This window comes from Streptomyces smaragdinus (genome assembly GCF_009604385.1).
In the GTDB taxonomy this organism is placed as follows: Bacteria; Actinomycetota; Actinomycetes; order Streptomycetales; family Streptomycetaceae; genus Streptomyces; species Streptomyces smaragdinus.
In genome coordinates, this window is the sequence record NZ_WEGJ01000040.1 from 35,634 (window position 1) to 61,718 (window position 26,085).

Sequence of the window (26,085 nt, forward strand, 5' to 3'; positions counted from 1 at the left end):
GCTGCGGACCCGCCCCGCGACTCAGGGGCCGCCGGGCCCGGATGTCCGGCGGCCGGCCGGACGGGGAATGATCGGCCAACTCCTCGCGGGGGTCTGCCGTTTGACGCGGACACGTCCTATCGTTGCTCGCCGTGACCACACCAAACCCTCGCCGCCGCACGGTGGTCAAGGCAGCCGCCGCCACCGCCGCGCTCGCCACCGCCGCCACCACGTCCACCGCCCACGCCGCGGACACCCCCGCGTTCCTGCACGGTGTCGCCTCGGGTGACCCGCTCCCCGACGGCATCCTGCTGTGGACCCGTGTCACCCCGACGCCCGCAGCCGTACCCGGTTCGGGGCTGGGCGCCGACACGACCGTGAGCTGGGAGGTCGCCGAGGACGCGGCCTTCACCCGGATCGTCGTCCGGGGCTCCGGCACCTCCCGCGCCGCCTCCGACCACACCGTCAAGGCCGACATCCGGGGCCTGCGCCCCGCCACCGCGTACTACTACCGCTTCACCGCGGGCGGCGTGACCTCGCCCGCCGGCCGCACGAAGACCGCGCCGCCGCTCGACGCGTCCGTGGCGGGACTGCGCTTCGGCGTGGTGTCCTGCGCGAACTGGGAGGCCGGCTACTTCTCCCCGTACCGGCACCTCGCGAACCGGGGTGACCTGGACGCGATCCTGCACCTCGGGGACTACATCTACGAGTACGCGACCGGCGACTACGCCACCCGGGGCGGTCCCGTCCGGGTGCACGCGCCCACCCACGAGATCCTCACGCTCGCCGACTACCGCACCCGGCACGGCAAGTACAAGACGGACGCCGACCTCACCGCCATGCACGCGAAGCTGCCGGTCATCGCCATCTGGGACGACCACGAGGTCGCCAACGACGCCTGGTCCGGCGGGGCGGGCAACCACGACCCCGCCACCGAGGGCTCGTACGCCGCCCGGGCCGCCGCCGCCAGGCAGGCGTACTTCGAGTGGATGCCGGTCCGGCCGTCCGTCGCGGGCACCACGTACCGGCGCATCCGCTTCGGCAACCTCGCCGACCTGCACCTGCTGGACCTGCGGTCCTTCCGCTCGCAGCAGGCGTCCATCGGCTCCGGCGACGTCGACGACCCGGACCGGACGATCACCGGGCGGGCCCAGCTGGACTGGCTGAAGTCGGGGCTGTCCGCCTCCTCCACCTCCTGGCAGCTCGTCGGCACGTCGGTGATGATCGCCGACACGGCGTTCGGCTCGGTGCCGGCGTATCTGCTCGCGCCGCTCGCGGAGCTCCTCGGACTGCCCTCGGAGGGGCTCGCGGTCAACGTCGACCAGTGGGACGGCTACACCGACGACCGCCGTGAGCTGCTGGCGCACATCCAGTCGCAGGGCATCCGCAACACGGTCTTCCTCACCGGCGACATCCACTCGGCCTGGGCGAACGACGTCCCCATGCACGCCGCCACCTACCCGGACTCCGGCACGGCGGGCGTGGAGTTCGTCGTCACGTCCGTCACCTCGGACAACATCGACGAGATCACCGGTCTGCCGGCCGGCACGGTGTCCTTGATCGCGGAGGCCGCGATCAAGGCGGCGAACGGTCACATCCAGTGGCTGGACCTGGACTCGCACGGCTACGGCGTGCTGTCCGTGACGCCGCAGAGCTCGCAGATGGACTACTACAAGGTCTCCGACAAGAAGAGCCCGACGGCGACCTCGAAGTGGCTCCGCTCGTACCGCACGCTGAGCGGCACCCAGACGGTGGAGCGGGCGAGCGCCCCGGTCGCCTGATCCCGCCCGCCGCCCGCCCTCCTCTCCGGGACCCCGGGGAGGGCGGGCGGCGACGGATCGTGGACGACACATCTCGCTGCGTGGACCGGCCGGACAAGCGCGGCCCGCGGTCTGACACACTTGACCACGTGATTTCCCGAATCGATCTGCGCGGCGCCGCCCTCCCCGAGGGTGCGGCCCTGCGCTCCGTGCTGCCCCGTGCCGACTTCGACGTCGCGGCCGCCCTGGAGAAGGTGCGGCCGATCTGCGAGGACGTGCATCATCGCGGGGACGAGGCGCTGATCGAGTACGCGGAGAAGTTCGACGGCGTGCGGCTGGACCGGGTCCGGGTCCCGGCCGAGGCGCTGACGGAGGCCCTGGCGTCGCTGGACCCGCAGGTCCGGGCGGCCCTGACGGAATCCATCCGCCGGGTGCGGATCGTCAGCCGCGAGCAGCGCCGGCAGACCTCGGTCACGCAGGTCGTGCCCGGCGGGACGGTCAGCGAGAAGTGGGTGCCCGTGGACCGGGTGGGGCTGTACGCCCCCGGTGGCCGCGCGGTCTACCCGTCCTCGGTGATCATGAACGTGGTGCCGGCGCAGGAGGCCGGTGTGCCGTCCATCGCGCTGGCTTCCCCCGCGCAGAAGGAGTTCGGCGGTCTGCCCCACCCGACGATCCTGGCGGCCTGCGAGCTGCTGGGGATCGACGAGGTGTACGCGGCCGGCGGCGCCACCGCCGTGGCGATGTTCGCGTACGGCACCGAGAGCTGCGCCCCCGCGTCCATGGTCACCGGTCCCGGCAACATCTGGGTCGCCGCCGCGAAGCGCTACTTCACCGGCGTGATCGGCATCGACGCCGAGGCCGGCCCCACCGAGATCGCCGTCCTCGCCGACGACACCGCGGACCCGGCGCATGTCGCCGCCGACCTGATCAGCCAGGCCGAGCACGACCCGCTGGCCGCCGCCGTCCTGGTCACGGACTCGCCGGCCCTCGCCGACGCCGTGGACAAGGAGCTCGTCCCGCAGGTCGCCGCCACCCGGCACGTCGAGGACCGGATCGCCCCCGCGCTGGGCGGCCGGCAGTCCGCGATCGTGCTGGTCGACGGCCTGGACGAGGGGCTGGCCGTGGTCAACGCGTACGGCGCCGAACACCTGGAGATCATCACCGCCGACGCCGCCGCGGTCGCCGACCGGGTCCGTAACGCGGGCGCGATCTTCGTCGGCGCGTACTCCCCGGTGTCCCTCGGCGACTACGCCGCCGGGTCCAACCACGTGCTGCCCACCGGCGGCTGCGCCTGCCACTCCTCGGGGCTCAGCGTGCAGTCGTTCCTGCGCGGCATCCATGTCGTGGACTACTCGCGCGACGCGCTCGCGGAAGTCGCCGCGCATGTGGTGACCCTGGCGGAGGCGGAGGACCTGCCGGCGCACGGAGCGGCGGTCAAGGCTCGATTCGACTGGACGGTGCCCGGGACGTGACCCGTATCGACGACCTGCCGATCCGGGACGAACTGCGCGGGAAGTCGCCCTACGGCGCCCCGCAGCTCGACGTCCCCGTCCGGCTGAACACCAACGAGAACCCGTACCCGCTCCCCGAGGAGCTCGTCCGCCGGATCGGCGAGCGCGTCACCGAGGCGGCCCGCGAGCTCAACCGCTACCCCGACCGCGACGCCGTCGAGCTCCGTACGGAGCTGGCCGCGTACCTCAGCCGCACCGCCGGGCTGCCGGTCACGGTCGACAACGTGTGGGCGGCCAACGGGTCCAACGAGATCATCCAGCAGCTGCTGCAGACCTTCGCCGGCCCCGGCCGGACGGCGATCGGCTTCGAGCCCTCGTACTCGATGCACGCGCTCATCTCGCGCGGCACGGGCACGGGCTGGATCAGCGGGCCCCGTCACGACGACTTCACCATCGACGTCGAGGCCGCCGAGCGGACCATCGCCGAGCTGGAGCCCGACGTGGTCTTCGTCTGCTCGCCGAACAACCCCACCGGCACGGCGGTCGACAAGGACACCGTGCTGCGGCTGTACGACGCGGCGCTCGCCGCGAAGCCGTGCGTGGTGATTGTCGACGAGGCGTACGGCGAGTTCAGCCACCAGCCGTCGCTGCTGCCGCTGCTCGAGGGCCGGCCGACGATGGTGCTCACCCGCACCATGTCGAAGGCGTTCGGCGCCGCGGGCCTCAGGCTCGGCTATATGGCGGCCGACCCGGCCGTGGTCGACGCCGTCCAGCTGGTGCGGCTGCCGTACCACCTGTCGTCCGTCACCCAGGCCACCGCGCTGGCCGCGCTCGAGCACACCGATACGCTGCTGCGGTACGTGGAGCGCCTGAAGTCCGAGCGGGACCGGATCGTCGCCGAGCTGACCGCCCTGGGCTGCGAGGTCACCGCGTCCGACGCGAACTTCGTGCAGTTCGGCCGGTTCGACGACGCCCACGCCATGTGGCAGCGCCTGCTGCGGCACGGGGTGCTGGTCCGCGACAACGACGTACCGGGTTTCCTGCGGGTCACCGCCGGCACCCCGGAGGAGAACGACGCGTTCCTGGAAGCGGTACGCGCCAGTCTTAAGGAGAGGGACGCATGAGCCGCACCGGCCGTGTGGAACGTACGACGAAGGAGACGTCCGTCGTCGTCGAGATCAACCTCGACGGCACCGGACAGGTCGATGTGGCGACCGGGGTCGGCTTCTTCGACCACATGCTCGACCAGCTGGGCCGGCACGGCCTGTTCGACCTGACGGTGAAGACCGACGGCGATCTGCACATCGACTCCCACCACACCATCGAGGACACCTCCCTCGCCCTGGGCGCCGCCTTCCGCCAGGCCCTCGGCGACAAGAAGGGCATCGTCCGCTTCGCCGACGCGTCCGTCCCGCTGGACGAGTCCCTGGCGCAGGTCACGGTGGACCTCTCCGGCCGCCCGTACCTGGTGCACACCGAGCCCGAGGGCATGGCCCCGATGATCGGCGCCGAGTACGACACGACCATGACCCGGCACATACTGGAGTCCTTCGTGGCCCAGGCGCAGATCGCGCTGCACGTGCACGTGCCGTACGGCCGCAACGCGCACCACATCGTGGAGTGCCAGTTCAAGGCCCTGGCCCGGGCGCTGCGCTACGCCAGCGAGATCGACCCCCGCCAGCCCGGTATCCCGTCCACGAAGGGCGCCCTGTGAACGGCCTGTCCACCGTACTGATCGTCGTCGGCCTCTTCTTCGCCGGCGGCGTGTACTCGTTCGCCAAGCAGGGCAAGCCCAAGGGGCCCATCGTGGTCCTGGGCCTCGCCGCGGTGCTCGCGCTGGCCGCGGGGCTGCTGCGCGTCGACTGGTAGGGGGACCGGTGAGCCAGAAGAAGGTCGTCGTCTTCGACTACGGCTTCGGCAACGTCCGCTCCGCCGAACGGGCCCTGGCCCGCGCGGGAGCCGACGTCGAGATCACCCGTGACTACGACACCGCGCTGAACGCGGCGGGCCTGCTGGTCCCCGGCGTCGGCGCGTTCGAGGCGTGCATGCGCGGGCTGCGCGGCGCGCGCGGCGACTGGATCGTCGAGCGCCGGCTGGCCGGCGGGCGCCCGGTGCTGGGCATCTGCGTCGGCATGCAGATCCTCTTCGCCCGCGGTGTGGAGCACGGGGTGGAGACCGAGGGGCTGGACGAATGGCCCGGCACGGTCGAGGCGCTGCGCGCGCCGGTCGTCCCGCACATGGGCTGGAACACCGTCGAGTCCCCCGCGGGCTCGCGGCTCTTCGCCGGGGCGGACGAGGAGGCGCGCTACTACTTCGTGCACTCCTACGCCGTGCGGGACTGGACGCTCGAGATACACAACCCGCGGATGACCCCGCCGCTCGTCACATGGGCCACCCACGGCGAACGGTTCGTCGCCGCGGTCGAGAACGGGCCCCTGTGGGCCACCCAGTTCCACCCCGAGAAGTCCGGCGACGCCGGCGCCCAGCTGCTGACCAACTGGATCGGAACCCTGTGATGCCTGCCCTTGAGCTCCTCCCCGCCGTCGACGTCCGCGACGGCCAGGCCGTCCGCCTGGTGCACGGCGAGTCCGGCACCGAGACCGGCTACGGCGACCCCCTCGAGGCCGCCCTGGCGTGGCAGCGCTCGGGCGCCGAGTGGCTGCATCTGGTCGACCTGGACGCGGCGTTCGGCACCGGCGACAACCGCGCCCGGATCGCGGCCGTCGCCAAGGCCATGGACATCAAGGTCGAGCTGTCCGGCGGCATCCGCGACGACGCCTCCCTGGCCGCCGCCCTCGCCACCGGCTGCACCCGCGTCAATCTGGGCACCGCCGCGCTGGAGAGCCCCGAGTGGGTCGCCAAGGTCATCGCCGAGCACGGCGACAAGATCGCGGTCGGCCTGGACGTGCGCGGTACGACGCTGCGCGGCCGGGGCTGGACCCGCGACGGCGGCGACCTGTACGAGACCCTGGCGCGGCTGGACTCCGAGGGCTGCGCGCGGTACGTGGTGACGGACATCGCCAAGGACGGCACGCTGCAGGGGCCGAACCTGGAGCTGCTGCGGAACGTGTGCGCGCGCACCGACCGCCCCGTCGTGGCCTCCGGCGGCGTGTCGTCGCTGGACGATCTGCGGGCGCTCGCCACGCTGGTGTCCGAGGGCGTGGAGGGCGCGATCGTGGGCAAGGCTCTGTACGCCAAGGCGTTCACCTTGGAGGAGGCTCTGGAGGCGGTGGGGTAGATGGCCGGAATCGAGCGTGTCCCGGGCGAGGCCTGGGAGGACGCCATGGGCTTCTCCCGGGCGGTCGCGGCCGGGGAGCGGGTGGTCGTCTCGGGCGGTATCCCGTTCACGGGCGGGGTGCTGCAGGGCGAGGGGGATCCGTACATACAGGCCAAGGCCGCGTTCGGTAACGCGCTCGACGGCATCGGGGAGCTGGGCGCGGGCATCGGGTCGGTGATCCGCACCCGGATGTACATCGCGCACGCCAGGGACGTCGACGAGGCGGGGCGGGCGCACAAGGAGCTGTTCGACGCGGTACGGCCGGTGGGAACGCTGGTCGTGGTCTCCGGGTTCATCGACTCGCGGATCCTCGTCGAGGTCGAACTCGAGGCGTATCGAGGAGAGTCGTAGGTCATGACCCTTGCGGTCCGAGTCATCCCCTGTCTGGACGTCGACGCCGGCCGGGTGGTCAAGGGCGTCAACTTCCGCGACCTGCGCGACGCCGGCGACCCGGTGGAGCTGGCGAAGCGGTACGACGCGGAGGGTGCCGACGAGCTGACGTTCCTCGACATCACCGCCTCCTCCGGCGACCGGGAGACGACGTACGACGTGGTGCGGCGCACCGCGGAGCAGGTGTTCATCCCGCTGACGGTGGGCGGCGGCGTCCGCACCCCCGACGACGTCGACCGTCTGCTGCGCGCGGGCGCGGACAAGGTGGGCGTCAACACGGCGGCGATCGCGCGCCCGGAACTCCTGCGGGAGATCGCGGAGCGCTTCGGCCGCCAGGTGCTGGTCCTGTCGGTGGACGCGCGGCGCTGCGGCGGCGGGACGCCATCGGGTTACGAGGTCACGACGCACGGCGGCCGCCGCGGCACGGGCATCGACGCGGTGGAGTGGGCGCACGAGGCGGCGGAGCTGGGGGCGGGGGAGATCCTGCTCAACTCCATGGACGCGGACGGCACGAAGGACGGCTACGACCTCGAGATGATCGCGGCGGTACGCAAGCACGTCACGGTCCCGGTGATCGCTTCGGGCGGCGCGGGCAAGGTCGCGGACTTCCCCCCGGCGGTCTCGGCGGGCGCGGACGCGGTGCTGGCGGCGTCGGTGTTCCACTTCGGTGAGCTGACGGTCGGCGAGGTGAAGTCGGCGCTGCGGACCTCCGGGTACCCGGTTCGTTGACGGCGTCCTGGGAGGAGCGCCTGGGCTGGACCCGGGGGCTCCTCTCGCCCGACCCTGCTGCCCGCGCGACGGCGCTGCGCCGGCATCGGGCCGCGCAGGAGGCGGTGGGGGCGGCGATCACCGCGTACAACCGCCACTGGATCCAGCCCCGCACGCCGGCCTGGCAGGCGGCGCTGGACGGATGGCGTGCGGCGGACGCGGTGGCGTTCCCGAACGGCCTGTGGCGGTCGATGTACGACCGCCGGCGGGGGTTCACGGATCCGGAGGCGGTCCCGTACGCGCTGACGTTCCTGGAGTGGGAGGCGCGCGACCCCGCCGTCTGGACGACGCACGCCAAGAAATGGGGCACGAAGTCCCTCCTGATACGGGCCCTGTCCCGCCACTGCCCCGGCACCGCCCACCGCGCCCGCCTCACGACGCTCGTGGAGCTGGCGCTGACCCGCCCGTACCGCTGCAAGGACCGCCGCTACACGGCGGCCGCCCGCACGGTGGACAGCCCGGCACTGCGGGCCACGCTGACGCGCCTGGCGGAGTCCGACAACCCGTGGGCCCGCCTGACGGCCCCGTACGTCCTGTCCCGCCTCGAGGACCCCACGCTGCCGGACACCCTCCCCGCCTGGCGGCGGTACCTGAACGGCCGGGCTATGCCCCCGCGTTGAGACGGCCGTTCGGAAGATCACCGGTCGTCCTATACAGTGCCGTGGCGAGGGTGATGCCCAACTCTGCCCGTACGCAGCGGTACTCGGCCACCACGGCGACCGTCCCGGCCACCCGACAGGAGCGACTCACGGTGAACAGCCGCGAAGAACAGACCCAGCTGCAGAAGCACACCATGAGGCCGATCATGTACGCCCTCGGGGTCAACGCGGTGGCCATCATCGGCGGGATGCTCCTGGCCGGACTCGCCCATGACGTATACGCGTCGATCGGCGGCGGATGGACGGTCACCGGCGTCGTGGTGGTGAGCACGCTCGTGGGGACCGCCCTGTACATGGGCCGCGTCCGACGCCTCCAGATGACACAGGACGATCTGCGTAAACCTCAGGCATGACAACAACGGTTGCGGCCAGTCAACCGCACTGACCTGCAGGTTTCCTTGAGTGAGCGGTCCGGTTGAGTGCTGTCGCGGCCAACCGCGTTCGCCCTTGCTGACGAGTTGAGCAGGGAGCATCCTGATCTCGCTCGTCAGGTGCTGCCGGTGGCTCCCGACGGCAAGTCGTTGGCGTTCGCCGACACCAGCGGCCGGGTCGTGCAGGACTGCTACCAGGAGGACAAATGGAATGGCCCCGGAGTTATCAGCGGCTCCGCTGACCGGCAGGACCACGGTCCCTCCCCCCGTGGATCGGACGGGCAGAGGGACCGGCCTGTTCCCGGAGCACCGGCCCCGGGAGGGGGTGTCATCCGGCCGGGAACTCCCCGCGCCGGACGGCGGCGACGAACGACGACCACGCCGCGGGTTCGAAGGTCAGGGCCGGGCCCTCGGGGTCCTTGCTGTCGCGGACGGGGACGATGCCGGAAGCCGCACGGGACGGGGCCCATTCGACGCAGGCTCCACCACCGTTGCTGCTGTAGCTCGACTTGATCCACTCGGTGTCGACGGGACTCATGTCGGCAGTTCCTCCCTCACGGATCGAATGAAGTCCGCCGATTCGCGCGGCGTCAGGGCGGACATCCTCTGCAGATCGTACGACCGTTGCAGACGAACGGCACTCTCCAAGTCTTCATACAGCGTTGACGTCATGACGCCTTCGTCGGCGAACACACGCGTGCCTTTGTCCATCGTCATCAGCGTGAGGAAGCCACCGGCCAGCGGATGTCCCTCCAGATCGAACGGAAGGATCTGGATCGTCGTCCTCGGGGTGAGCGTCAGGTCGATGAGGTGATCGAGCTGCGCCCGCATGACCTCCGGCCCGCCGAAACCTCGCCGGAGCGTGGCCTCGTCCAGGACGGCCGAGTAGTCCATGAGCGTCCCGGCCGTGAACACCGCCTGCCTGCTCATCCGGGCCACCACCAGCTCCTCGACCTCACCTTTGGACGCCCAGGGCTGCCCCGCCCGGAACTGCGCCCGCGCGTACGCCTCCGTCTGCAGAAGCCCCGGGATGATCTGGCTGGCGTACTCACCGATGACCTGCGCCCGCCGCTCGAGCTCCATCCGCCGCTTGAACTGATCCGGATGGATCTCCTTGCTCGCGAGCCCGTACAGCTCCTCGAAGATCCCGTCCGTCCCGAACGCCGCGTCCAGCCTCCCCGGCAGATCCGGCGGCGGCATCGCCTGGGCCGTCTCGATCCGCGCCAGATGACTACGGCTGATGTTCACGACCCCCGACAACCCCTCGAGACTCATCCCGGCCCGCTCCCGGCAGGCCCGCATCTTCGCCCCGAACAGATCACGGGCACTCCGGTCGGGCGTCAGTTCACGCGGACGAGCGGACATGCGGCGGCTCCCATCTCCCGGTGACGGCACGGGACATGAGTCCCTGTCGGCGACCGCTACCGGAGTGCGACGATCTCGCAACGCAAAGTATCCGATCCCCCTTGCGGAGGTGGCTACATCCGCGGTCAGTCACCCGGGAGGGTAAGCCGATGCCCGGGACGCGGGCGACGGAAATCCCACCGCCCGTGTCCCGGGCACCTCGGCGGAGAGGGACGGAGCCAACGGACTCAGTGGTTGAGTACGAAGTCCGTCACCAGGCGGTTGAACTCGTCCGCGTGCTCCAGCTGGGCCCAGTGGCCGCACCGGTTGATGAAGTGGGCGCGGGAGTCGGGGATGTGGGCGTTGAGCATCAGCGACCCCTCCATGGTAGCGACGCGGTCGTCCCGGCCGTGGATGAGCAGGGTCGGGGCGGTGATCTCGCCGAGCCTGGACTGGTCGACCCAGATCGGGATGGGCGCGAAGGGGATCCTCTTCGCGACGTTCTCGAGGTGCTCGGGGCGCTTGAGGGCGTTGGCGGAGCGTTCCCGCATCAGTTCGGGGCTGGCGAACCGTTCCTTGTCGAAGACCATGATCTGGACAAGCCGCTCGAACATCTCCGGGCTGGGGTCGTGGTAGGTGCCGTACATGGTCTTGATGCCCTCGCTGGGGCCGCCCGCTCCGAACAGGAAGGGCTTGGGCTGGACCGGCGGGCCCATGGTGATCAGGTGCGAGACCCGTTCGGGGTGCTCGATGGTGAAGCGGATGGAGTTGTGCCCGCCCATCGAGTTCCCGACGATCGCCGCCTTGTCGATGCCGAGCGCGTCGAAGAGCTCGACGAGAACCTCGACGTGGTCGATCGTGTCGAAGTCGACCGGGTCGGAGTCGCCCCATCCGGGCATGTCGGGCGCGATGACGCGGAAGTGCCGGGAGAGTGCCTCGATGTTGGGCTGGTAGTTGCTCCAGCCGGTCGCGCCGGGGCCGCCACCGTGCAGGAGGACGACGGGGTGACCCTGGCCGGCCTCGTAGTAGTGGATCTTCCAGTTCGGCGTCCGGACGTCCTTGCCGATCAGGTTCGGGTCGAGTGCCATGTCAGTGTCCGATCTTCGAGTTGGCGGCGCCGGCGGCGAGCATCTCCGCGACGGGACCGGCGGGCAGGTGGCCCCAGCTGTTCAGCTGGTCGAGGGTCTTGACCTCCCAGGTCGCGTCGTCGATGAGGAGGCCGCCCCAGCCGTACTCGACGTTGAACCCCGAGGGCGTCTCGACGTAGAAGCTGAACATCATGTCGTTCGGGTGCATGCCCAGGGTCATGTGGAAGGGCTGGTGGGCGGCGAGGCACCGGTCCCAGGCCAGACCGACGTCGCGGATGTCGGAGACCTCCACCATGAAGTGGTGGTTGCGTTTGGGGAACGGCATGTCACCGAGCGCGACGGAGTGGTGGCGCGGGTTGCAGTGCAGGAAGATCAGGTCGGCGAAAACGCCGGGGGCGACTTCCTCGACGATGATGTCGCTGGTCCGGAAGCCCAGCAGATCGTTGTAGAAGTGCAGGTAGTCCTCGCGGCCGACCCCGCCGGAGAGCAGCACCTGATGGCCGGCGCCACCCGTGCCGGTGACGAAGCCGCCGAGCAGGCGCTCGGACTCGAAGGGCGTGCCGGCGTCGGCGAAGCCGGTGACGAGCTCGATCCGGTTGCCCATCGGATCGGTGGTGATCACGATCCGGTCCACCTTGCGCTCGGCGGCGAGCGCGGCGTCACCCTCGGTGACCGCCACGCCGTCGGCGCGCAGCTTCCCGGCGAGAGCGTCGAGTTCGGCGGCCGAGGCCACCGAGTAGCCGGACGCGACGAGATCGTCCTCGGCACCCTCCTCGATGACCCAGCGGTGGGCCTTGTCGTCCGTGCGCAGGGTGAAGCCCCTGGTGGTCTTCCCGCCGTACTGCATGCCGAGCAGCTCGACGCCGAAGCGTTCCCAGTCGGCGAGGTCGCTGACCTCGTACACGACGTAGCTGAGTTCGGTCACTCCGCTCATGGTGGTTGTCTCCTTGGTGCGGGGGGTGTCGATCGTGGTGCCGGCGCGGTGCCGCTCAGCGGTCGAGGATCTGCCGGAGGACGTCGACGAGACGGCTCGCGTGCGTCGAGTCCTGGGCGCGCCACCCGACCATGTGGTCGGGCCGGACCAGCAGGGCGCCGTCCTCGGCGATGCCGGCGTGGCGGCCGAAGGTGCCGTAGGTGTCCTGGTACTCGGCGCCCAGGCCGATGGTGTGTACGGTCACCTCCAGCCCGAGCTTGTCCTGGACCAGGGCGGCGGCGGACGTCCAGTCCGCCGCCCCGGAGGGCCCGGTGAGGACGGTGAACCGGCCCTTGCCGACCAGGTCGATGAGCGGCACCTTGCGCTGGTCGCGGGTGAGCCAGATGTGGATCAGGTGGTGGCCGGGGAACGTGGAGGGGAAGTACCAGAACTCCGGGTCCTTCTCCGGCCGCGGGGCCGGCAGGCCGTCGGTCACGACCGCGGTGGAGTCGTAGATCTGGTTCATCTCCATCCCATGGGTGTGGAAGATGGGCAGCGTTCCCAGGACGGCGTCGGCGAGTTCCCTGCGCTGGGCCGCGTTCTCCTTGGTGGGCACCTGGATGGCGGCCAAGGCGGCGTCGTAGGCGTCCCGGTCGGCAGTGGGGGGCAGCCGCAGGGCCCGGAACATCGGCGGCACCACGCCGAAGGTCCGGTGCACCCGGCCGACGAGCTTGCGGGCGACGGGCACCCGCTCGGCGCGGTAGGTCTCGAGCAGGCCGGGGCCGGCCAGGCCCTTGAGCACGTGGGCGAGTTTCCAGGCGAGGTTGAAGCTGTCCTGGACGGAGGTGTTGGAGCCCAGGCCGTGCATCGGGGTGTGCCGGTGGGCGGCGTCGCCGGCGACGAAGACCCGGCCGGACATGTTGTCGGTGACGTTCATGTGGTTGACCGACCAGAGCGACACGGACTCGATCGTCACCGGGACGGTGTCGTCGCCGATGAGCTGGTGCGCGATCCGGGTGCCGAGCTCGTCGGTGAGCTCCGGGGTTCCCTCGGCGGGGTCGTAGCCCCAGGTGGCCATGAAGCGCTTGTACGGCTGGATCATCCGGAGCACCCCCAGCCCGAGCCCGCCGTGACCGGTGCCGGGCTGGATCATCCAGATCATGTCCGCCGGGCGGTGGGCCAGCAGATGGCTGAGGTCGGCCTCGAAGACGACGTTGATGTTGCCGCCCTCACCCATCTCGCCCTCCAGCGGGAGGCCGAGCTGCTCGACGACGGCGGAGCGGCCGCCGTCGGCGCCGATGAGGTACTTGGCCCGGATCTCGTAGGTGTGGCCGGTCACCCGGTCCCTGACCTGCGCGGTCACGCCGTCGGCGTCCTGGGTGAAGGTGAGCAGCTCGGTCTTGAGCAGCTGGGTCGTGCCGCGCAGGCCCGCCGCGCTGACCAGGATGGGCTCCAGCCGGTCCTGCGGGAGGTCGCAGATGGCGGTGGCGGACGCCAGGTCGTGCTGGCCCTTCCACTCGGGGTGGGTGTACCAGCCCCGCAGCCGGCCGAACTCCATGCCGGTGAGGCTCGAGGCCCACACCGTGGTCCCCATCATCTCCTGGTCCATCGCCCAGGCCTTCGCCTGGTCCTCCAGGCCGAGGTCGCGCAAGACCTCCATGGTGCGCTGGTTCGTGATATGGGCGCGCGGGCTGTTCGCGACGCTGCCGTACCGGTTCAGCATGATGGTGGGGATGCCCTGCGAGGAGAGCAGTGCCGCCGCGGTAGCGCCCGCGGGACCGGATCCGACGACCAGGACATCGGTCTCGACAGTGGTCATGTGTGCGTCCTTCACAGGGACCAGTTTGTGGAAGCTGACTGACCGGTCGGTCAATCAGCTCCACGGTCACAGGAAATACGATCGTCGTCAAGCCGTAACGTGGAAACCCGGTAGTCTTCGCGCGATGGCAGGCACGAATCGCACCCGGTTGCGCGGCGAGAAATCACGCGAGGAGATCCTCGACGCCGCCCTGCGTCTGATGGGGGAGCGCGGCTACGACGGCACGTCCGTCGCGGCGGTCTCCGCGGCGGTCGGCGTCCCCAAGAGCCTGGTCTTCCACCACTTCGGTTCCAAGCTCGGCCTGCTGTCGGCGGTGATGATCCGCGGCGCCTACCGGTTCTTCGACGCCATGAAATCCGCCCGGGCGGACGTGCCCGAGGGGGGCACCCACGTCAAACGGCTGACCTGGCTCCTCAGCCGCACCGCGGAGGCGTTCGACACGCACCACGATTTCCACCGGCTGCACACCATCCTGATGATGACCTCGGACGCGGCCGAGCCCGAGGTGCAGCAGGCCATCGACCAGGTACGCACCGAGGGGCGGGTCCAGATGCACCGTCTGGTGAGTCTCGCCTTCGCCGACCTCGGTCCCGGGGTCGCCCGGGCCGTGGCCGACGAACTCGACGACTTCGGCATGCTCGGCTTCGACGGTGGATTCATCGCCGAGCGGGGAGACGGCACTCCACTGGTGAGTCAGATGGGACGGTTCGCCAGGGCCATGGCGGCCATCGGCGAAGGCAGGGCCGCCGAACTGGCCGCCGATGAAGCCACGCCCACCGACCGGCGGGCCTGAGACAGCCGACGTACCCTTGCCGTCGGCTTTCCCGAAGAGATGGACCCGAGATGCGTGCGATGGTGATGGAGCGGTTCGCGGCCCCGCCGACGGTGTGCGAGGTCCCCGACCTCACCGCTCCGGACGGTGGTGTGGTGGTGCGGGTCCTCGCGACCGGACTGTGCCGCAGTGACTGGCACGCGTGGGCCGGGCACGACGACGACGTGCGCCTGCCGCACGTGCCCGGTCACGAACTCGCCGGGGTGGTGAGTGCCGTCGGCCGGGGCGTGACCCGATGGCACCCCGGTGACCGGGTCACCGTGCCGTTCGTCGAAGGCTGCGGGCAATGCGAGTGGTGCCGCTCCGGCAACGCGCAGGTCTGCCCCGCCCAGCGGCAGCCGGGCTTCACGCACTGGGGTTCGTTCGCCGAGCACGTCGCGCTGCACGCCGCGGACACCAATCTCGTGGCCGTTCCGGACGGTGTCTCGTACGAGGCCGCCGCCGCCCTCGGCTGCCGCTTCGCCACCGCGTACCGCGCTCTCACCGGCCGGGCCGGTCTGCGGGCGGGTGAGTGGGTCACCGTCGTCGGCGCCGGGGGCGTGGGGCTGTCCGCGACGATGATCGCCAAGGCGATCGGGGCGAAGGTGATCGTGGTCGACCGCAACGCCGGCGCCCTCGACGTCGCCATGGACGTCGGTGCGGACCACGTCATCGTCAGCGACGGCACACCCGTTCCCGACGCGGTCGCCGACCTCACCGGTGGCGGCAGCCACGTCGCCGTCGACGCGGTGGGGAGCGAGCAGACCGCCGCCGACTCGATCCTGAGTCTGCGCCGGCTCGGCCGGCACGTGCAGATCGGACTGCTGCCGCCGGCCGGCGGCCACCCCCGTATCCCGATGGCGCGGGTGATCGCCTGGGAGCTGGCCCTTCTCGGCAGCCACGGCATGGCCGCGGCCGACTACCCCGCCATGCTCGCCCTGATCGAGAACGGCACGTTGCGCCCGCAGTCGTTGATCGGGAAGGTGATCGGTCTCGGCGAAGCGGCGACCCTGCTGCCCACCTTCGACACCGCGTCACCCGTCGGCATGACCGTGATCGATCCGCGCCGGCCCTGACCCCGGGCCCGTGGTGACGCGCGGGAGGGCGTACGGGTGGTGCTCCACCAGCCACGCGATCAGGGCCTCCCGGACCTCGCAGCGCAGGCTCCAGACCGCGTCCGCGTCGCGGGCCGTGACCAGGGCGCGGACCTCGATCGTCGTGGGGGTGGTGTCCGTGACGACCAGGTTCCAGTTGCGGTGGTCCCAGTGGGCGCTGGCCTCGACGATCTCCCCGAGGTGTGCGCGCAGGGCCGGGACCGGGGTGGTGTGGTCGAGCTGGAGGAATACCGTGCCGGTGATCTCCGGGCCGCCGCGGGACCAGTTCTCGAAGGGGCGGGAGGTGAAGTACGAGACGGGGACCGTGTAGCGGCGTTCGTCCCAGGTCCTGACCGTGAGGAACGTGAGGGTGATCTCCTCGACCGTCCCCCACTCCCCCTCGACGACGACGGTGTCCCCCAGCCGTACGAGGTCGCCGAACGCGATCTGCAGACCGGCGAAGAGGTTCCCCAGGGTCGACTGCGCCGCGATGCCGGCGATGATGCCGATGATCCCGGCGGAGGCGAGCATCGAGGTGCCGACGGCCCGCATCTGCGGGAACGTCAGCAGCATCGCGGCGACGGTGACGACCACGACGGAGAAGTCGACGACCCGCTGCACCAGCGTCAGCTGCGTCCGCACCCGCCGCAGCCGCGCGGCCTCGCGCGAGCGGGCGGAGTAGCGGGTGAAGGTGACCTCCACGACGACGTTCACGATCCGGATGACGAGCCACCCCACGCTCGCGAGCATGGCGAGCGTCAGCCCCTGCTCGACGACCCGCTCGTGCCCCCGGGCCAGCCGCGACTGCCCGTACGTTCCGAGCAGCAGCGCCGTCAGCACCACCCACTGCAACGGCACCCGGCACCGCCGCAGCAGCCCCCAGAGCGGCGTCTCGGGATGCCGCGCGTCGGCCCGGCGCAGCAGGAGGTCGACGGCGGCCCCCAGCACCAGGGTGACGACAACGGATCCACCGGTGACCAGCAGCGGTCGCAGCACGTCCTGCGTCGACACGGGGGAGCCCTCCTTCGGGTCGGCTCCGTACGACGATAACGGCCCCACCGAATCCCCGTACGATCCCCGTCCTCCGGTTCGCGAAGCCGCTACGCGGCGGTGCCGCTCCCGTGGGCGGTGAGGGTGATCACCGGCTCGTCGGCGTCGTCGTCGATGTCGATGTGGAACGTGCCGTCCAGCCCCCGGGAGAGCTTGTACAGCAGCGCCAGCGTCGGCACCGCGTCACTCCCCTCGATCCGGGAGATCTTCCCCTGGTCGAGGCCGCACCGCTCAGCGGTCTCGGCCTGCGTCAGCCCCAGCTCCGTACGCCGCTGATACACGACGACGGCAAGCGCCATGGCCAGCAGATTCTCCCGTCGCGCCTGCGCCCGCTCGGCGCTCTCCCCGTATCCGCCCCTGAGCCGCTTGTCACGGAGCGTCTTGAACTTCTGGTGCCCGCTCATCGGTGATCTCCCGTCCGTGGTCGCGCGGTGAAAACTGCCGCTCGCCGGCTCGTGCTCGGCCTCACACTGTTTTCGGGCGAGAACCGCGCGGTCGATCTGCTTCTCCTCGTGCTGCCGGGTCTTACGGAACCACGTGAGGAACACGATCCGTCGGCCCGGCGCGAACCAGTAGGTGATCCGCGCGTTGGTGTCGCCGAGTGCGAGCCGGAGCTCCCAGACGCCGTCCCGTAACGGCCTCGCGATCGGCATGGGGGTGGTTGGCCCCAGCTCGGCCAGGAGACCGGCGGTATCGTCAATCTTGTCGAAATGCTTCGTCGACAGACTTTCGGGCCACGCCGCGACTTCCGGCTCCAGCTCGATCTCATAGAACTCGCTCACCTCCGCGACGCCATATGTCGTCGACACCATATTCGGGGGATGATGCCCGGCGGAACCCGAACGTGTGAACCTGCATCATGGACCCATGACGATCGTTCTCTTCCACTCCGCCTACGGCCTCCGCCCCGCCGTCCACGAAGCCGCCGAGCAGCTGCGCGAAGCCGGGCACGAGGTGGTTGTCCCCGACCTCTACGACGGGCGTACCACCGAGACCGTCGAGGAGGGGATGGCGATCCGGGAGGAGATCGGGAGCGATGAGCTGCTGCGGCGGGCCGTCGTCGCCGCCGCGCCGTACTCCGACGGCGGGGTGGTGTACGCCGGGTTCTCCCTCGGGGGGTCCCTCGCGCAGAATCTGGCGCTGGCCGACGGGAAGGCGCGGGGGCTGCTGATGTTCCACGGGACGTCCGACATCGCGGAGGACACCGTGGCGGCCGTCGACGAGCTGCCCGTACAGCTGCATGTCGCCGACCCGGACCCCTTCGAGACGCACGACTGGCTGAACGCCTGGTACCTGCGGATGGGCCGCGCCGGGACGGAGCCGGAGATCTTCCGGTACCCGGGGGCCGGGCATCTGTTCACCGACCCGGAGCTGGACGACTACGACCGCGAGGCGGCGGAGACCGCGATGCGCCGGGCGGTGGCGTTCCTGGACGAGCTGCGGGACGGCGGGGAGGGCTGAGAGCCCCGCCCCGCCGCCCCGGCGGAGGTCACTTCAGCTTGGCGGCGATCGCCTTGTCGAACTCGTCGCCCGTCATCGGCGTCTGGTCCGTGCCCTCGGTCGTCAGCTTCTCGCCGTTGAGCACGAGGGTCGGGGTGCCCTGCTGGTCGAAGGTGGCGGCCATCTTCGTCGCCCAGGTGTCGTACGTACCGTCCTCGACGTCCTTCTTGAACGCCGCGTTGCCCTTGAGCGCGTCGACCGTGTCGGCGATCTTGAGCAGGTAGGAGTCGTCGTTGAACTTGTCGTCCGCCTCGTCGGGGTGGAAGGCCTTGGAGTACAGGGCCGTCTTGTACTCGAGGAAGGCGTCGGGGCTGACGTTGAGGGCGGCGCCCAGCGCGTTCAGCGCGTTGCTGGAGCCGTGGCCGGCGGCGCCGTCGCGGTCGAGGAAGTTGGCGAGCGTGAACTGCAGCCGGTACTTGTTGTCCTTCATGCCCTTGAGCACGTTCTCGCCGGCGGACTGCTCGAAGCTGGCGCAGACGGGGCAGCGCGGGTCCTCGTAGACCCGCAGGGTGTTCTTCGTGTTGTCGCCGATGAACACGTCCGTGCCGTTCTTGCCGGCGGTGTTCGCCGGCTTGACCAGCGGCCCGGTGTCCTCGTCGCCGCCCAGGCTGTTGACCGCGAAGATTATGCCGCCGGCGACCGCGAGGACCGCGAGGACCGCACCGCCGACCAGCAGCTGGCGGCGGGTCTTCTCCTTCTTGGCCTGCAGCTCCCGCTCGATCCGCAGCCGGTCGCGGGCGGCTCGCTTGGCTTCCTGGCTGTTGCGCTTGCTCATGGTGATGGGTGCTCTCTGCTCGATGTGGGGTGTGGGGGTGTCGCCGGTCCGCCGCTCAGGCGGCGGGTGCGGGAACCGGCGGCCCACGCCGGGCCAGGGAGTGCGAGAGCAGGGCGAGGCGTGACGGCGCCGCGGGCGCCGGGGTGCGCCACGTCGTACAGGGGCGCACGGCCGGCCGCGTACGCACGGCGGCGACCGCCAGCAGCAGCGGCCGGAACGCCATCACCGCCGCGGCCCGCGCCAGCCCCGCGAGCGCGGCCTCCCCGCGCGCCAGCCACGCCGCGCCGACCAGCCCCACGGCGAGATGCGCCGCGAGCAGCAGCCACGGCGACACAGCCCCCGCCGTCAGCAGCGAATCCCCCCGGGCCGTCATCCGCGCCAGCGGGGTCCCGAGGTCGCCCCCGCCGCACAGCAGGTCCACGCCCAGCGAGCGCAGGGTGCCCGCGATCGGGCCGCCGGAGGCGCCGTAGCAGGCGTGCTGGCCGGTGGTGAAGACCGTGTCCGCCGCCAGCTCCAGCGGCACCAGCAGCGCCGCGATCCGCAGGAAGCCGCGCTCCCGGGTCCCGGCGAGGGCGAAGGCCAGGGCGAAGACCCCCGCCGTCAGCCAGCCGACCGTGACGGCCGGCAGCGGCGCGGCGGAGAGCAGGACATGCGCGCCGGCGGACAGCACGACGCACAGCGCGGTGAAGAGCGCCGCCCGTACTGCCCGGATGCGTATGTCTGCCGTGTCCATCGCCGCCGAGTCTCCCACGGAGGGGCGTAAAGGGTCACTAAGGAACGGACCTCAGTCGAGTCCCGCAATCCGTCCGTTACGGAACAGGTCGACGAACGTCTGATGGTCCGCGCGCGCCTGCGCGCCGTAGGAGTGCGCGAAGTCCACCAGCAGCTCCGCGAAGCCCTCCGCGTCGGCGCCGACGGCCGCGTCGATGGCCTTCTCGGTGGAGAAGGGCACCAGGTCGTGGCCGCTCTCGTCGACGTCGGCGGCGGCGTGCATGGTGGCCGTGGCCCGCCCCAGGTCGGCGACGACGGCGGTGATGTCGGCGGGGTCGTCGATGTCGGACCAGTCGAGGTCCACGGCGTACGGGGACACCTCGGCGACCAGCTGCCCGTTCCCGTCGAGCTCGCTCCAGCCGAGCCACGGGTCGGAGGCGGCCTGCAGGGCGCGCTGGGAGATGACCGTGCGGTGGCCCTCGTGGCGGAAGAAGGCGCGGATGGCGGGGTCGGTGACGTGCCGGGAGACGGCGGGGGTCTGGCCCTGCTTCATATAGATCACGACGTCGTTCTCGAGGGCGTCGCTGTGGCCTTCGACGAGGAAGTTGTACGAGGGCAGCCCGGCGCTGCCGATGCCGACGCCGCGGCGGCCGATGACGTCCTTGACGCGGTAGGCCTCCCGGGAGGGGCGGCCGGAGTCGGGGATGGTCTCGAGGTACGCGTCAAAGGCGGCGAGGGCCTTCTCACGCGTGGCCTCGTCCAGCGGGATCGCGCCGCCGCGGGAGAAGCGGCGCTCGTAGTCAACGATCTCCGTCATGGAGTCCAGCAGGGAGAACCGGGTGTGCGTCCGGGCCTGGCGCAGGGCGCCGAGCAGCGGGCCGCGGGCGGTCTCCAGGGTGAAGGGCGGCACCTCGTCGGCCTTGGCGCCGGTGGCCAGGGCGTGGATGCGCTCGTGGTAGGCGGCGGCGTACTCGCGGACGATCGCGGAGATCTGGGTGTCGGAGAGGGCCTTGGTGTAGCCGATGAGGGCGAGGGAGGCGGCGAGGCGCTTGACGTCCCAGGTGAAGGGGCCGACGAAGGCCTCGTCGAAGTCGTTGACGTTGAAGACGAGGCGGCCGTTGGCGTCCATGTACGTGCCGAAGTTCTCGGCGTGCAGATCGCCGTGGATCCAGACCCGGGCCGTCCGCTCGTCGAGGAACGGTCCGCCCTTGGCCTCGCGGTCGAGGTCGGCGTAGAACAGGGCGGCGGTGCCCCGGTAGAACGCGAAGGCGGAGGCGGCCATCTTCCGGAACTTGACCCGGAAGGCGGCGGGGTCGGCGGCCAGCAGCTCGCCGAACGCCGTGTCGAAGACCTCGAGAATGTGATCGCCCCGCTGGGCCTGCGTCTGCGCCATGACACGGGAGCGTACTCCGTGGCCCGGGCGGCTCTGTCAGAGTCGGCATCTAGACTTCTGGGCGTCTCCTGGATGTCATGCCGCCCCGTACCGCTGGAGGTCCTCCGCCGTGGCCAAACCGCCGTTCACGCACCTGCACGTACACACGCAGTACTCGCTCCTGGACGGGGCCGCGCGGCTGAAGGACATGTTCGCGGCGTGCAACGACATGGGCATGACCCATATCGCGATGACGGACCACGGGAACCTGCACGGGGCGTACGACTTCTTCCAGCAGGCCACCAAGGCGAACGTGACGCCGATCATCGGCATCGAGGCGTACGTGGCGCCGGAGTCCCGGCGCAACAAGCGGCGCATCCAGTGGGGCCAGCCGCACCAGAAGCGCGACGACGTCTCCGGCTCGGGCGGGTACACGCACAAGACGATCTGGGCGGCGAGCGCCACGGGGCTGCACAATCTCTTCCGCCTGTCGTCCGACGCGTACGCCGAGGGCTGGCTGACGAAGTGGCCGCGGATGGACAAGGAGGTCATCGCGCAGCACTCCGAGGGCCTCATCGCCTCCACGGGCTGCCCGTCGGGCGAGGTCCAGACGCGGCTGCGGCTCGGCCACTTCGACGAGGCGCTGAAGGCCGCCGCCGAGTACCAGGAGATCTTCGGCAAGGGGCGGTACTTCCTGGAGCTGATGGACCACGGCATCGAGATCGAGCGCCGGGTCCGCGACGGTCTGCTGGAGATCGGCAGGAAGCTCGGGATCCCGCCGATCGTGACGAACGACTCGCACTACACGTACGCCTCGGAGGCCACGGCGCACGACGCGCTGCTGTGCATCCAGACCGGCAAGAACCTGTCGGACCCGGACCGCTTCAAGTTCGACGGCGGGGGCTACTACCTGAAGACGACGGACGAGATGTACGCGATCGACTCGTCCGACGCCTGGCAGGAGGGCTGCGCCAACACGCTGCTGGTGGCGGAGCAGATCGACACCTCCGGGTGGTTCGAGAAGCACGACCTGATGCCGCGCTTCGACGTGCCCGAGGGGTACTCGGAGATCACCTGGTTCCAGGAGGAGGTCAAGCGCGGCATGGCCCGCCGCTATCCGGGCGGTGTCCCGGAGGACCGGCAGAAGCAGGCCGAGTACGAGATGGACGTCATCATCCAGATGGGGTTCCCGGGGTACTTCCTGGTCGTCGCCGACTTCATCATGTGGGCCAAGGAGAACGGCATCGCGGTGGGCCCCGGCCGTGGCTCCGCGGCCGGCTCGATCGTCGCGTACGCCATGGGCATCACGGACCTCGACCCGATCCCGCACGGGCTGATCTTCGAGCGGTTCCTGAATCCCGAGCGCGTGTCCATGCCCGATGTCGACATCGACTTCGACGAGCGCAGGCGCGCCGAGGTGATCCGGTACGTGACGCAGAAGTACGGCGCGGACAAGGTCGCCATGATCGGCACGTACGGCACGATCAAGGCGAAGAACGCGATCAAGGACTCCGCGCGGGTGCTGGGCTACCCGTACGCGATGGGCGACCGGCTGACGAAGGCCATGCCCGCGGACGTCCTGGGCAAGGGCATCCCGCTCTCCGGCATCCTCGACAAGGACCACCCGCGCTACAGCGAGGCGGCGGAGATCCGCGGGATGTACGAGAACGAGCCGGACGTGAAGAAGGTCATCGACACCGCCCGCGGCGTCGAGGGCCTGGTCCGTCAGATGGGTGTGCACGCGGCCGGCGTGATCATGTCCAGCGAGGCGCTCACCGACCACGTCCCGGTCTGGGTGCGGCACACCGACGGCGTGACGATCACGCAGTGGGACTACCCGACGTGTGAGTCGCTGGGCCTGCTGAAGATGGACTTCCTGGGCCTCCGGAACCTGACGATCATGGACGACGCCGTCAAGATGGTGAAGTCCAACAAGCAGCAGGACATCGAGCTGCTGTCGCTGCCGCTCGACGACCCGACGACGTTCGACCTGCTCTCCCGCGGCGACACCCTGGGCGTGTTCCAGTTCGACGGCGGCCCCATGCGCTCCCTGCTGCGCATGATGAAGCCCGACAACTTCGAGGACATCTCCGCCGTCTCGGCCCTCTACCGGCCGGGCCCGATGGGCATGAACTCGCACATCAACTACGCCCTGCGCAAGAACAAGCAGCAGGAGATCACCCCGATCCACCCGGAGCTGGAGGAGCCGCTCCGCGAGGTCCTCGACATCACCTACGGCCTGATCGTCTATCAGGAGCAGGTGCAGAAGGCCGCGCAGATCATCGCCGGTTACTCGCTGGGCGAGGCCGACATCCTGCGCCGCGTGATGGGCAAGAAGAAGCCCGAGGAGCTGGCGAAGAACTTCACCATCTTCCAGGCCGGCGCCCGGAAGAACGGCTACAGCGACGAGGCGATCCAGGCGCTGTGGGACGTGCTGGTGCCCTTCGCGGGATACGCGTTCAACAAGGCGCACTCCGCGGCGTACGGGCTGGTCTCGTACTGGACGGCGTATCTCAAGGCGAACTACCCGGCCGAGTACATGGCGGCGCTGCTGACGTCCGTGCGCGACGACAAGGACAAGTCGGCGATCTATCTCAACGAGTGCCGCAAGATGGGCATCAAGGTGCTCCCCCCGGACGTCAACGAGTCGGACGCGAACTTCACCCCGCGCGGCTCCGACACGATCGTCTTCGGCCTCACGGCCGTGCGCAACGTCGGGGCGAACGTGGTGGACTCGATCGTCCGCTGCCGCAAGTCCAAGGGCCGCTACACGTCGTTCCCCGACTTCCTGGAGAAGGTGGAGGCGGTCGTGTGCAACAAGCGGACCGTCGAATCCCTCATCAAGGCGGGCGCGTTCGACACCATGGGCCACACCCGCAAGGGGCTGACCGCGCACTACGAGCCGATGATCGACAACGTGGTGCAGGTCAAGCGCAAGGAGGCGGAGGGCCAGTTCGACCTGTTCGGCGGGATGGGTGACGACGGGGCCTCGGACGAGCCGTCGTTCGGGCTGGACGTCGAGTTCTCGGACGTCGAGTGGGACAAGGCGTATCTCCTCGCCCAGGAGCGGGAGATGCTGGGGCTGTACGTCTCCGACCATCCGCTCTTCGGCATCGAGCACGTGCTGAACGAGAAGTCGGACGCGTCGATCGCCCAGCTCAACGGCGGGGAGCACGCCGACGGCGCGATCGTCACGATCGGCGGGATCATCTCCGGACTGCAGCGGAAGATGACCAAGCAGGGCAACGCCTGGGCCATCGCGACGGTGGAGGATCTGGCGGGGTCGATCGACTGCATGTTCTTCCCGGCGACGTATCAGCTGGTGTCGACGCAGCTCGTCGAGGACGCGGTGGTGTTCGTCAAGGGCCGTCTCGACAAGCGGGAGGACGTGCCGCGGCTGGTGGCGATGGAGCTGATGGTCCCGGATCTCTCGGAGGCGTCGGCGAACGCGCCGGTGACGATCGCGATCCAGACGGTCAAGGTGACGCCGCCGCTGATCGAGCGGCTCGGGGAGGTGCTGACCCATCACCGGGGTGCGACCGAGGTCCGGGTCAAGCTGATCGGTACGCAGAAGACCACGGTGCTGCGGCTGGACCGGCACCGGGTGACCCCGGATCCGGCTCTGTTCGGGGATCTGAAGGCTCTCCTGGGGCCGTCCTGCCTCGCGAGCTGAGCCGGGAGTACGCCGGAGGGGCGCGGCCCGTAAAGGCCGCGCCCCTCGGCGTACCACGGGTCAGTTGTGCCCGAACTTCTTCGTGCGGTGGTGCTGGGTCTTGTGCGACCCCTCACCGCCACCGGTGTTCACGGCGTTGCTGACCTTGTCCTCGGACCCTCCGGAGGCGGAAGACCGCTCCTCGGGGGACTCCCCCCGCTCAGCGGGCTGCGCGGCCCGCTCGTCGTGTATCCGGTTCCGGTCCTTGCGTCCCACCGCGTCTCACCGACCCTCGTAGTGCTCGGGCCCGTGGGCGAAGTCGTCCACCTCGGGGGACGACCCACGCCGCTGGGAGCGCTCCGCCGACCGCTCGTCGCCCTGCGAGGTCCGCTCGGCGCGGCCCTTCGGGTCGACCGCGTACCGGTCGGTGTGCTGGTGCTGCTGTTCCTGGTTCCTGCGCTTCTTGCCCTTACCCATGAAACTTCCTTCGGTTTGCGGGTATCCCCCCGCGCAAGCCACCGTCGCACGACCAGCATTTCACCGCATGTCGGACAATTACCCTGGGTAGGCGGAGCACGCCACGCCGATGATCGGCGAGCGGCTGATAACCCCCCGCCAGTCGGGCAGACTCGAAGACAACCCCCCGCACGACCCCGCCGCCGGAAGAGGGTGAATCGTGGACCGCTGCGTCGTCCTGGTGGACGCCGGCTATCTGCTGGGCGCCGCCGCGAGCCTGCTGGCCGGTGAGCCGGCCCGCTCCCGCATCAGCATCGACCACGCGGCCCTCATCCAGGGCCTGCGCGACCGTGCGGAGGCCGACACCGAACGGCCCCTGCTGCGCATCTACTGGTTCGACGGCGCCCCCGACCGTGTCCCCCAGCCCGAGCACCGCCGGCTGCGCGTCATGCCCCGGGTCACGGTACGGCTGGGCGCCCTCACGCGCAGTGACGGCCGATGGGCCCAGAAGGGTGTGGACGCCGCGATGCACGCGGAGCTCACGGAGCTCGCCCGCAACCGCGCCTGCACCGACATCGTGCTCGTCACCGGCGACGGCGATCTGCTCCCCGGCATGATGTCGGCGAAGGAGCACGGGGTCGCCGTCCACCTCTGGGCGGTGCAGGCGGCCGACGGGGACTACAACCAGTCGGAGGATCTCGTCGCCGAGGCCGACGAACGCCGCGTGCTGGACCGCCAGTGGATCACCCGCGCCGTCCGCCCCAAGGACCTCACCGGCGTCTGCGCCCCCACCCCCGTCCCCCGCCCGGAGATCGCCGCGATCCTCTCCGCGCCGCTCCCCTCCG

Annotated in this window: 28 protein-coding genes; 16 read left to right on the forward strand and 12 right to left on the reverse strand. The window is 70.4% G+C overall.

Annotation, left to right across the window (positions count from 1 at the left end):
- Nucleotides 1-131: 131 nt before the first annotated feature.
- From SRB5_RS30275 to SRB5_RS30325, 11 genes are all read left to right on the forward strand, one after another.
- Nucleotides 132-1,760, forward strand: coding sequence for an alkaline phosphatase D family protein (locus tag SRB5_RS30275; protein WP_323378734.1), 1,629 nt, complete (start codon nt 132-134; stop codon nt 1,758-1,760).
- A gap of 128 nt (nt 1,761-1,888) precedes the next feature.
- A complete protein-coding gene (hisD, locus tag SRB5_RS30280; protein ID WP_323378735.1) occupies nt 1,889-3,211 on the forward strand; it encodes a histidinol dehydrogenase in 1,323 nt (440 codons plus the stop codon).
- Complete coding sequence (locus SRB5_RS30285) at nt 3,208-4,314, forward strand: histidinol-phosphate transaminase (RefSeq protein WP_323378736.1); 1,107 nt, start codon at nt 3,208-3,210, stop codon at nt 4,312-4,314. The genes hisD and SRB5_RS30285 overlap by 4 nt, the downstream gene beginning before the upstream one ends.
- Entirely contained in the window at nt 4,311-4,904 is a 594-nt protein-coding gene (hisB, locus tag SRB5_RS30290; RefSeq protein ID WP_153456658.1) for an imidazoleglycerol-phosphate dehydratase HisB, read from the forward strand. The genes SRB5_RS30285 and hisB overlap by 4 nt, the downstream gene beginning before the upstream one ends.
- Nucleotides 4,901-5,059 carry a hypothetical protein gene (locus tag SRB5_RS30295; protein WP_153456659.1) on the forward strand — a complete coding sequence of 53 codons (159 nt, stop codon included), beginning with the start codon at nt 4,901-4,903 and terminating at the stop codon, nt 5,057-5,059. Before hisB ends, SRB5_RS30295 begins: the two co-directional genes overlap by 4 nt.
- Before the next feature lie 8 nt (nt 5,060-5,067).
- On the forward strand, nt 5,068-5,706 hold the full coding sequence (gene hisH, locus SRB5_RS30300; protein ID WP_323378737.1) for an imidazole glycerol phosphate synthase subunit HisH: 639 nt from the start codon (nt 5,068-5,070) through the stop codon (nt 5,704-5,706).
- Nucleotides 5,706-6,428: a bifunctional 1-(5-phosphoribosyl)-5-((5-phosphoribosylamino)methylideneamino)imidazole-4-carboxamide isomerase/phosphoribosylanthranilate isomerase PriA gene (gene priA / locus SRB5_RS30305; RefSeq protein ID WP_153456661.1), complete on the forward strand. Its 723-nt coding sequence runs from the start codon at nt 5,706-5,708 to the stop codon at nt 6,426-6,428. The genes hisH and priA overlap by 1 nt, the downstream gene beginning before the upstream one ends.
- Entirely contained in the window at nt 6,429-6,818 is a 390-nt protein-coding gene (locus SRB5_RS30310; protein WP_153456662.1) for a Rid family hydrolase, read from the forward strand.
- 3 nt (nt 6,819-6,821) lie between these two features.
- Nucleotides 6,822-7,586 carry an imidazole glycerol phosphate synthase subunit HisF gene (gene hisF / locus SRB5_RS30315; RefSeq protein ID WP_153456663.1) on the forward strand — a complete coding sequence of 255 codons (765 nt, stop codon included), beginning with the start codon at nt 6,822-6,824 and terminating at the stop codon, nt 7,584-7,586.
- Nucleotides 7,583-8,245, forward strand: coding sequence for a hypothetical protein (locus SRB5_RS30320; RefSeq protein ID WP_153456664.1), 663 nt, complete (start codon nt 7,583-7,585; stop codon nt 8,243-8,245). Before hisF ends, SRB5_RS30320 begins: the two co-directional genes overlap by 4 nt.
- Before the next feature lie 131 nt (nt 8,246-8,376).
- Nucleotides 8,377-8,637, forward strand: a complete 261-nt coding sequence (locus tag SRB5_RS30325; protein ID WP_194293073.1) for a hypothetical protein — start codon at nt 8,377-8,379, stop codon at nt 8,635-8,637.
- Between the two features lie 346 nt (nt 8,638-8,983).
- Here the strand turns inward: SRB5_RS30325 and SRB5_RS30330 are convergent, their stop codons facing one another.
- From SRB5_RS30330 to SRB5_RS30350, 5 genes are all read right to left on the reverse strand, one after another.
- Nucleotides 8,984-9,193 (reverse strand): DUF397 domain-containing protein, encoded by a 210-nt coding sequence (locus tag SRB5_RS30330; protein WP_153456666.1) that lies wholly within the window; start codon nt 9,191-9,193, stop codon nt 8,984-8,986.
- Entirely contained in the window at nt 9,190-10,020 is an 831-nt protein-coding gene (locus SRB5_RS30335) for a helix-turn-helix domain-containing protein (RefSeq protein WP_153456667.1), read from the reverse strand. Before SRB5_RS30335 ends, SRB5_RS30330 begins: the two co-directional genes overlap by 4 nt.
- A gap of 227 nt (nt 10,021-10,247) precedes the next feature.
- Entirely contained in the window at nt 10,248-11,087 is an 840-nt protein-coding gene (locus tag SRB5_RS30340; RefSeq protein ID WP_153456668.1) for an alpha/beta fold hydrolase, read from the reverse strand.
- 1 nt (nt 11,088) lies between these two features.
- A complete protein-coding gene (locus SRB5_RS30345; protein ID WP_153456669.1) occupies nt 11,089-12,021 on the reverse strand; it encodes a VOC family protein in 933 nt (310 codons plus the stop codon).
- Between the two features lie 55 nt (nt 12,022-12,076).
- Nucleotides 12,077-13,819, reverse strand: a complete 1,743-nt coding sequence (locus SRB5_RS30350) for an FAD-dependent oxidoreductase (protein ID WP_153456670.1) — start codon at nt 13,817-13,819, stop codon at nt 12,077-12,079.
- 124 nt (nt 13,820-13,943) lie between these two features.
- On the opposite strand from SRB5_RS30350, the gene SRB5_RS30355 reads away from it, so the two are divergent.
- Entirely contained in the window at nt 13,944-14,612 is a 669-nt protein-coding gene (locus SRB5_RS30355; protein WP_194293074.1) for a TetR/AcrR family transcriptional regulator, read from the forward strand.
- A gap of 50 nt (nt 14,613-14,662) precedes the next feature.
- The gene (locus tag SRB5_RS30360) at nt 14,663-15,706 is read left to right on the forward strand and encodes an alcohol dehydrogenase catalytic domain-containing protein (protein ID WP_153456672.1); all 1,044 of its coding nucleotides are present in this window, start codon (nt 14,663-14,665) and stop codon (nt 15,704-15,706) included.
- Here SRB5_RS30360 and SRB5_RS30365 read toward each other — a convergent pair.
- Together SRB5_RS30365 and SRB5_RS36825 are read right to left on the reverse strand one after the other, a co-directional pair.
- Nucleotides 15,665-16,735: a mechanosensitive ion channel family protein gene (locus tag SRB5_RS30365; RefSeq protein ID WP_323378738.1), complete on the reverse strand. Its 1,071-nt coding sequence runs from the start codon at nt 16,733-16,735 to the stop codon at nt 15,665-15,667. The two genes, SRB5_RS30360 and SRB5_RS30365, sit on opposite strands and share 42 nt — an antisense overlap.
- A gap of 89 nt (nt 16,736-16,824) precedes the next feature.
- Nucleotides 16,825-17,556 carry a type II toxin-antitoxin system RelE/ParE family toxin gene (locus SRB5_RS36825; protein ID WP_323378739.1) on the reverse strand — a complete coding sequence of 244 codons (732 nt, stop codon included), beginning with the start codon at nt 17,554-17,556 and terminating at the stop codon, nt 16,825-16,827.
- A gap of 85 nt (nt 17,557-17,641) precedes the next feature.
- Here SRB5_RS36825 and SRB5_RS30380 point away from each other — a divergent pair, with 85 nt between their 5' ends.
- Nucleotides 17,642-18,235 (forward strand): dienelactone hydrolase family protein, encoded by a 594-nt coding sequence (locus tag SRB5_RS30380; protein ID WP_153456673.1) that lies wholly within the window; start codon nt 17,642-17,644, stop codon nt 18,233-18,235.
- Between the two features lie 28 nt (nt 18,236-18,263).
- On the opposite strand, the gene SRB5_RS30385 is transcribed toward SRB5_RS30380, so the two are convergent.
- From SRB5_RS30385 to SRB5_RS30395, 3 genes are read right to left on the reverse strand one after another with little or no spacing between them, the layout of a single operon-like run.
- Nucleotides 18,264-19,049 carry a thioredoxin domain-containing protein gene (locus tag SRB5_RS30385; RefSeq protein ID WP_153456674.1) on the reverse strand — a complete coding sequence of 262 codons (786 nt, stop codon included), beginning with the start codon at nt 19,047-19,049 and terminating at the stop codon, nt 18,264-18,266.
- A gap of 55 nt (nt 19,050-19,104) precedes the next feature.
- Nucleotides 19,105-19,782, reverse strand: a complete 678-nt coding sequence (locus SRB5_RS30390) for a hypothetical protein (protein WP_153456675.1) — start codon at nt 19,780-19,782, stop codon at nt 19,105-19,107.
- Between the two features lie 51 nt (nt 19,783-19,833).
- Entirely contained in the window at nt 19,834-21,153 is a 1,320-nt protein-coding gene (locus SRB5_RS30395) for a DUF2252 domain-containing protein (RefSeq protein WP_153456676.1), read from the reverse strand.
- A 109-nt stretch (nt 21,154-21,262) separates the two neighbouring features.
- On the opposite strand from SRB5_RS30395, the gene dnaE reads away from it, so the two are divergent.
- Nucleotides 21,263-24,805, forward strand: a complete 3,543-nt coding sequence (dnaE, locus tag SRB5_RS30400; RefSeq protein WP_323378740.1) for a DNA polymerase III subunit alpha — start codon at nt 21,263-21,265, stop codon at nt 24,803-24,805.
- A 60-nt stretch (nt 24,806-24,865) separates the two neighbouring features.
- Here dnaE and SRB5_RS30405 read toward each other — a convergent pair whose 3' ends face one another.
- Nucleotides 24,866-25,060 (reverse strand): hypothetical protein, encoded by a 195-nt coding sequence (locus tag SRB5_RS30405; protein ID WP_194293075.1) that lies wholly within the window; start codon nt 25,058-25,060, stop codon nt 24,866-24,868.
- A gap of 6 nt (nt 25,061-25,066) precedes the next feature.
- A complete protein-coding gene (locus SRB5_RS30410) occupies nt 25,067-25,261 on the reverse strand; it encodes a hypothetical protein (protein WP_153456677.1) in 195 nt (64 codons plus the stop codon).
- Nucleotides 25,262-25,460: 199 nt separating this feature from the next.
- Here SRB5_RS30410 and SRB5_RS30415 point away from each other — a divergent pair.
- Nucleotides 25,461-26,085 (forward strand): NYN domain-containing protein (locus tag SRB5_RS30415; RefSeq protein ID WP_323378742.1); only part of this gene is annotated, 625 nt, incomplete at its 3' end.

Excerpts from the sequence above, each read along its gene's own strand:
- SRB5_RS30395 (WP_153456676.1), bottom strand. The coding sequence starts at position 21,153 with ATGGCGCAGACGCAGGCCCAGCGGGGCGATCACATTCTCGAGGTCTTC.
- SRB5_RS30385 (WP_153456674.1), bottom strand. The coding sequence starts at position 19,049 with ATGAGCAAGCGCAACAGCCAGGAAGCCAAGCGAGCCGCCCGCGACCGG.
- SRB5_RS30335 (WP_153456667.1), bottom strand. The coding sequence starts at position 10,020 with ATGTCCGCTCGTCCGCGTGAACTGACGCCCGACCGGAGTGCCCGTGAT.
- SRB5_RS30410 (WP_153456677.1), bottom strand. The coding sequence starts at position 25,261 with ATGGGTAAGGGCAAGAAGCGCAGGAACCAGGAACAGCAGCACCAGCAC.
- SRB5_RS30340 (WP_153456668.1), bottom strand. The coding sequence starts at position 11,087 with ATGGCACTCGACCCGAACCTGATCGGCAAGGACGTCCGGACGCCGAAC.
- SRB5_RS30390 (WP_153456675.1), bottom strand. The coding sequence starts at position 19,782 with ATGGACACGGCAGACATACGCATCCGGGCAGTACGGGCGGCGCTCTTC.
- SRB5_RS30350 (WP_153456670.1), bottom strand. The coding sequence starts at position 13,819 with ATGACCACTGTCGAGACCGATGTCCTGGTCGTCGGATCCGGTCCCGCG.
- SRB5_RS30360 (WP_153456672.1), top strand. The coding sequence starts at position 14,663 with ATGCGTGCGATGGTGATGGAGCGGTTCGCGGCCCCGCCGACGGTGTGC.
- SRB5_RS30310 (WP_153456662.1), top strand. The coding sequence starts at position 6,429 with ATGGCCGGAATCGAGCGTGTCCCGGGCGAGGCCTGGGAGGACGCCATG.
- SRB5_RS30330 (WP_153456666.1), bottom strand. The coding sequence starts at position 9,193 with ATGAGTCCCGTCGACACCGAGTGGATCAAGTCGAGCTACAGCAGCAAC.
- hisF (WP_153456663.1), top strand. The coding sequence starts at position 6,822 with ATGACCCTTGCGGTCCGAGTCATCCCCTGTCTGGACGTCGACGCCGGC.
- SRB5_RS30380 (WP_153456673.1), top strand. The coding sequence starts at position 17,642 with ATGACGATCGTTCTCTTCCACTCCGCCTACGGCCTCCGCCCCGCCGTC.
- SRB5_RS30355 (WP_194293074.1), top strand. The coding sequence starts at position 13,944 with ATGGCAGGCACGAATCGCACCCGGTTGCGCGGCGAGAAATCACGCGAG.
- hisB (WP_153456658.1), top strand. The coding sequence starts at position 4,311 with ATGAGCCGCACCGGCCGTGTGGAACGTACGACGAAGGAGACGTCCGTC.
- priA (WP_153456661.1), top strand. The coding sequence starts at position 5,706 with ATGCCTGCCCTTGAGCTCCTCCCCGCCGTCGACGTCCGCGACGGCCAG.
- SRB5_RS30345 (WP_153456669.1), bottom strand. The coding sequence starts at position 12,021 with ATGAGCGGAGTGACCGAACTCAGCTACGTCGTGTACGAGGTCAGCGAC.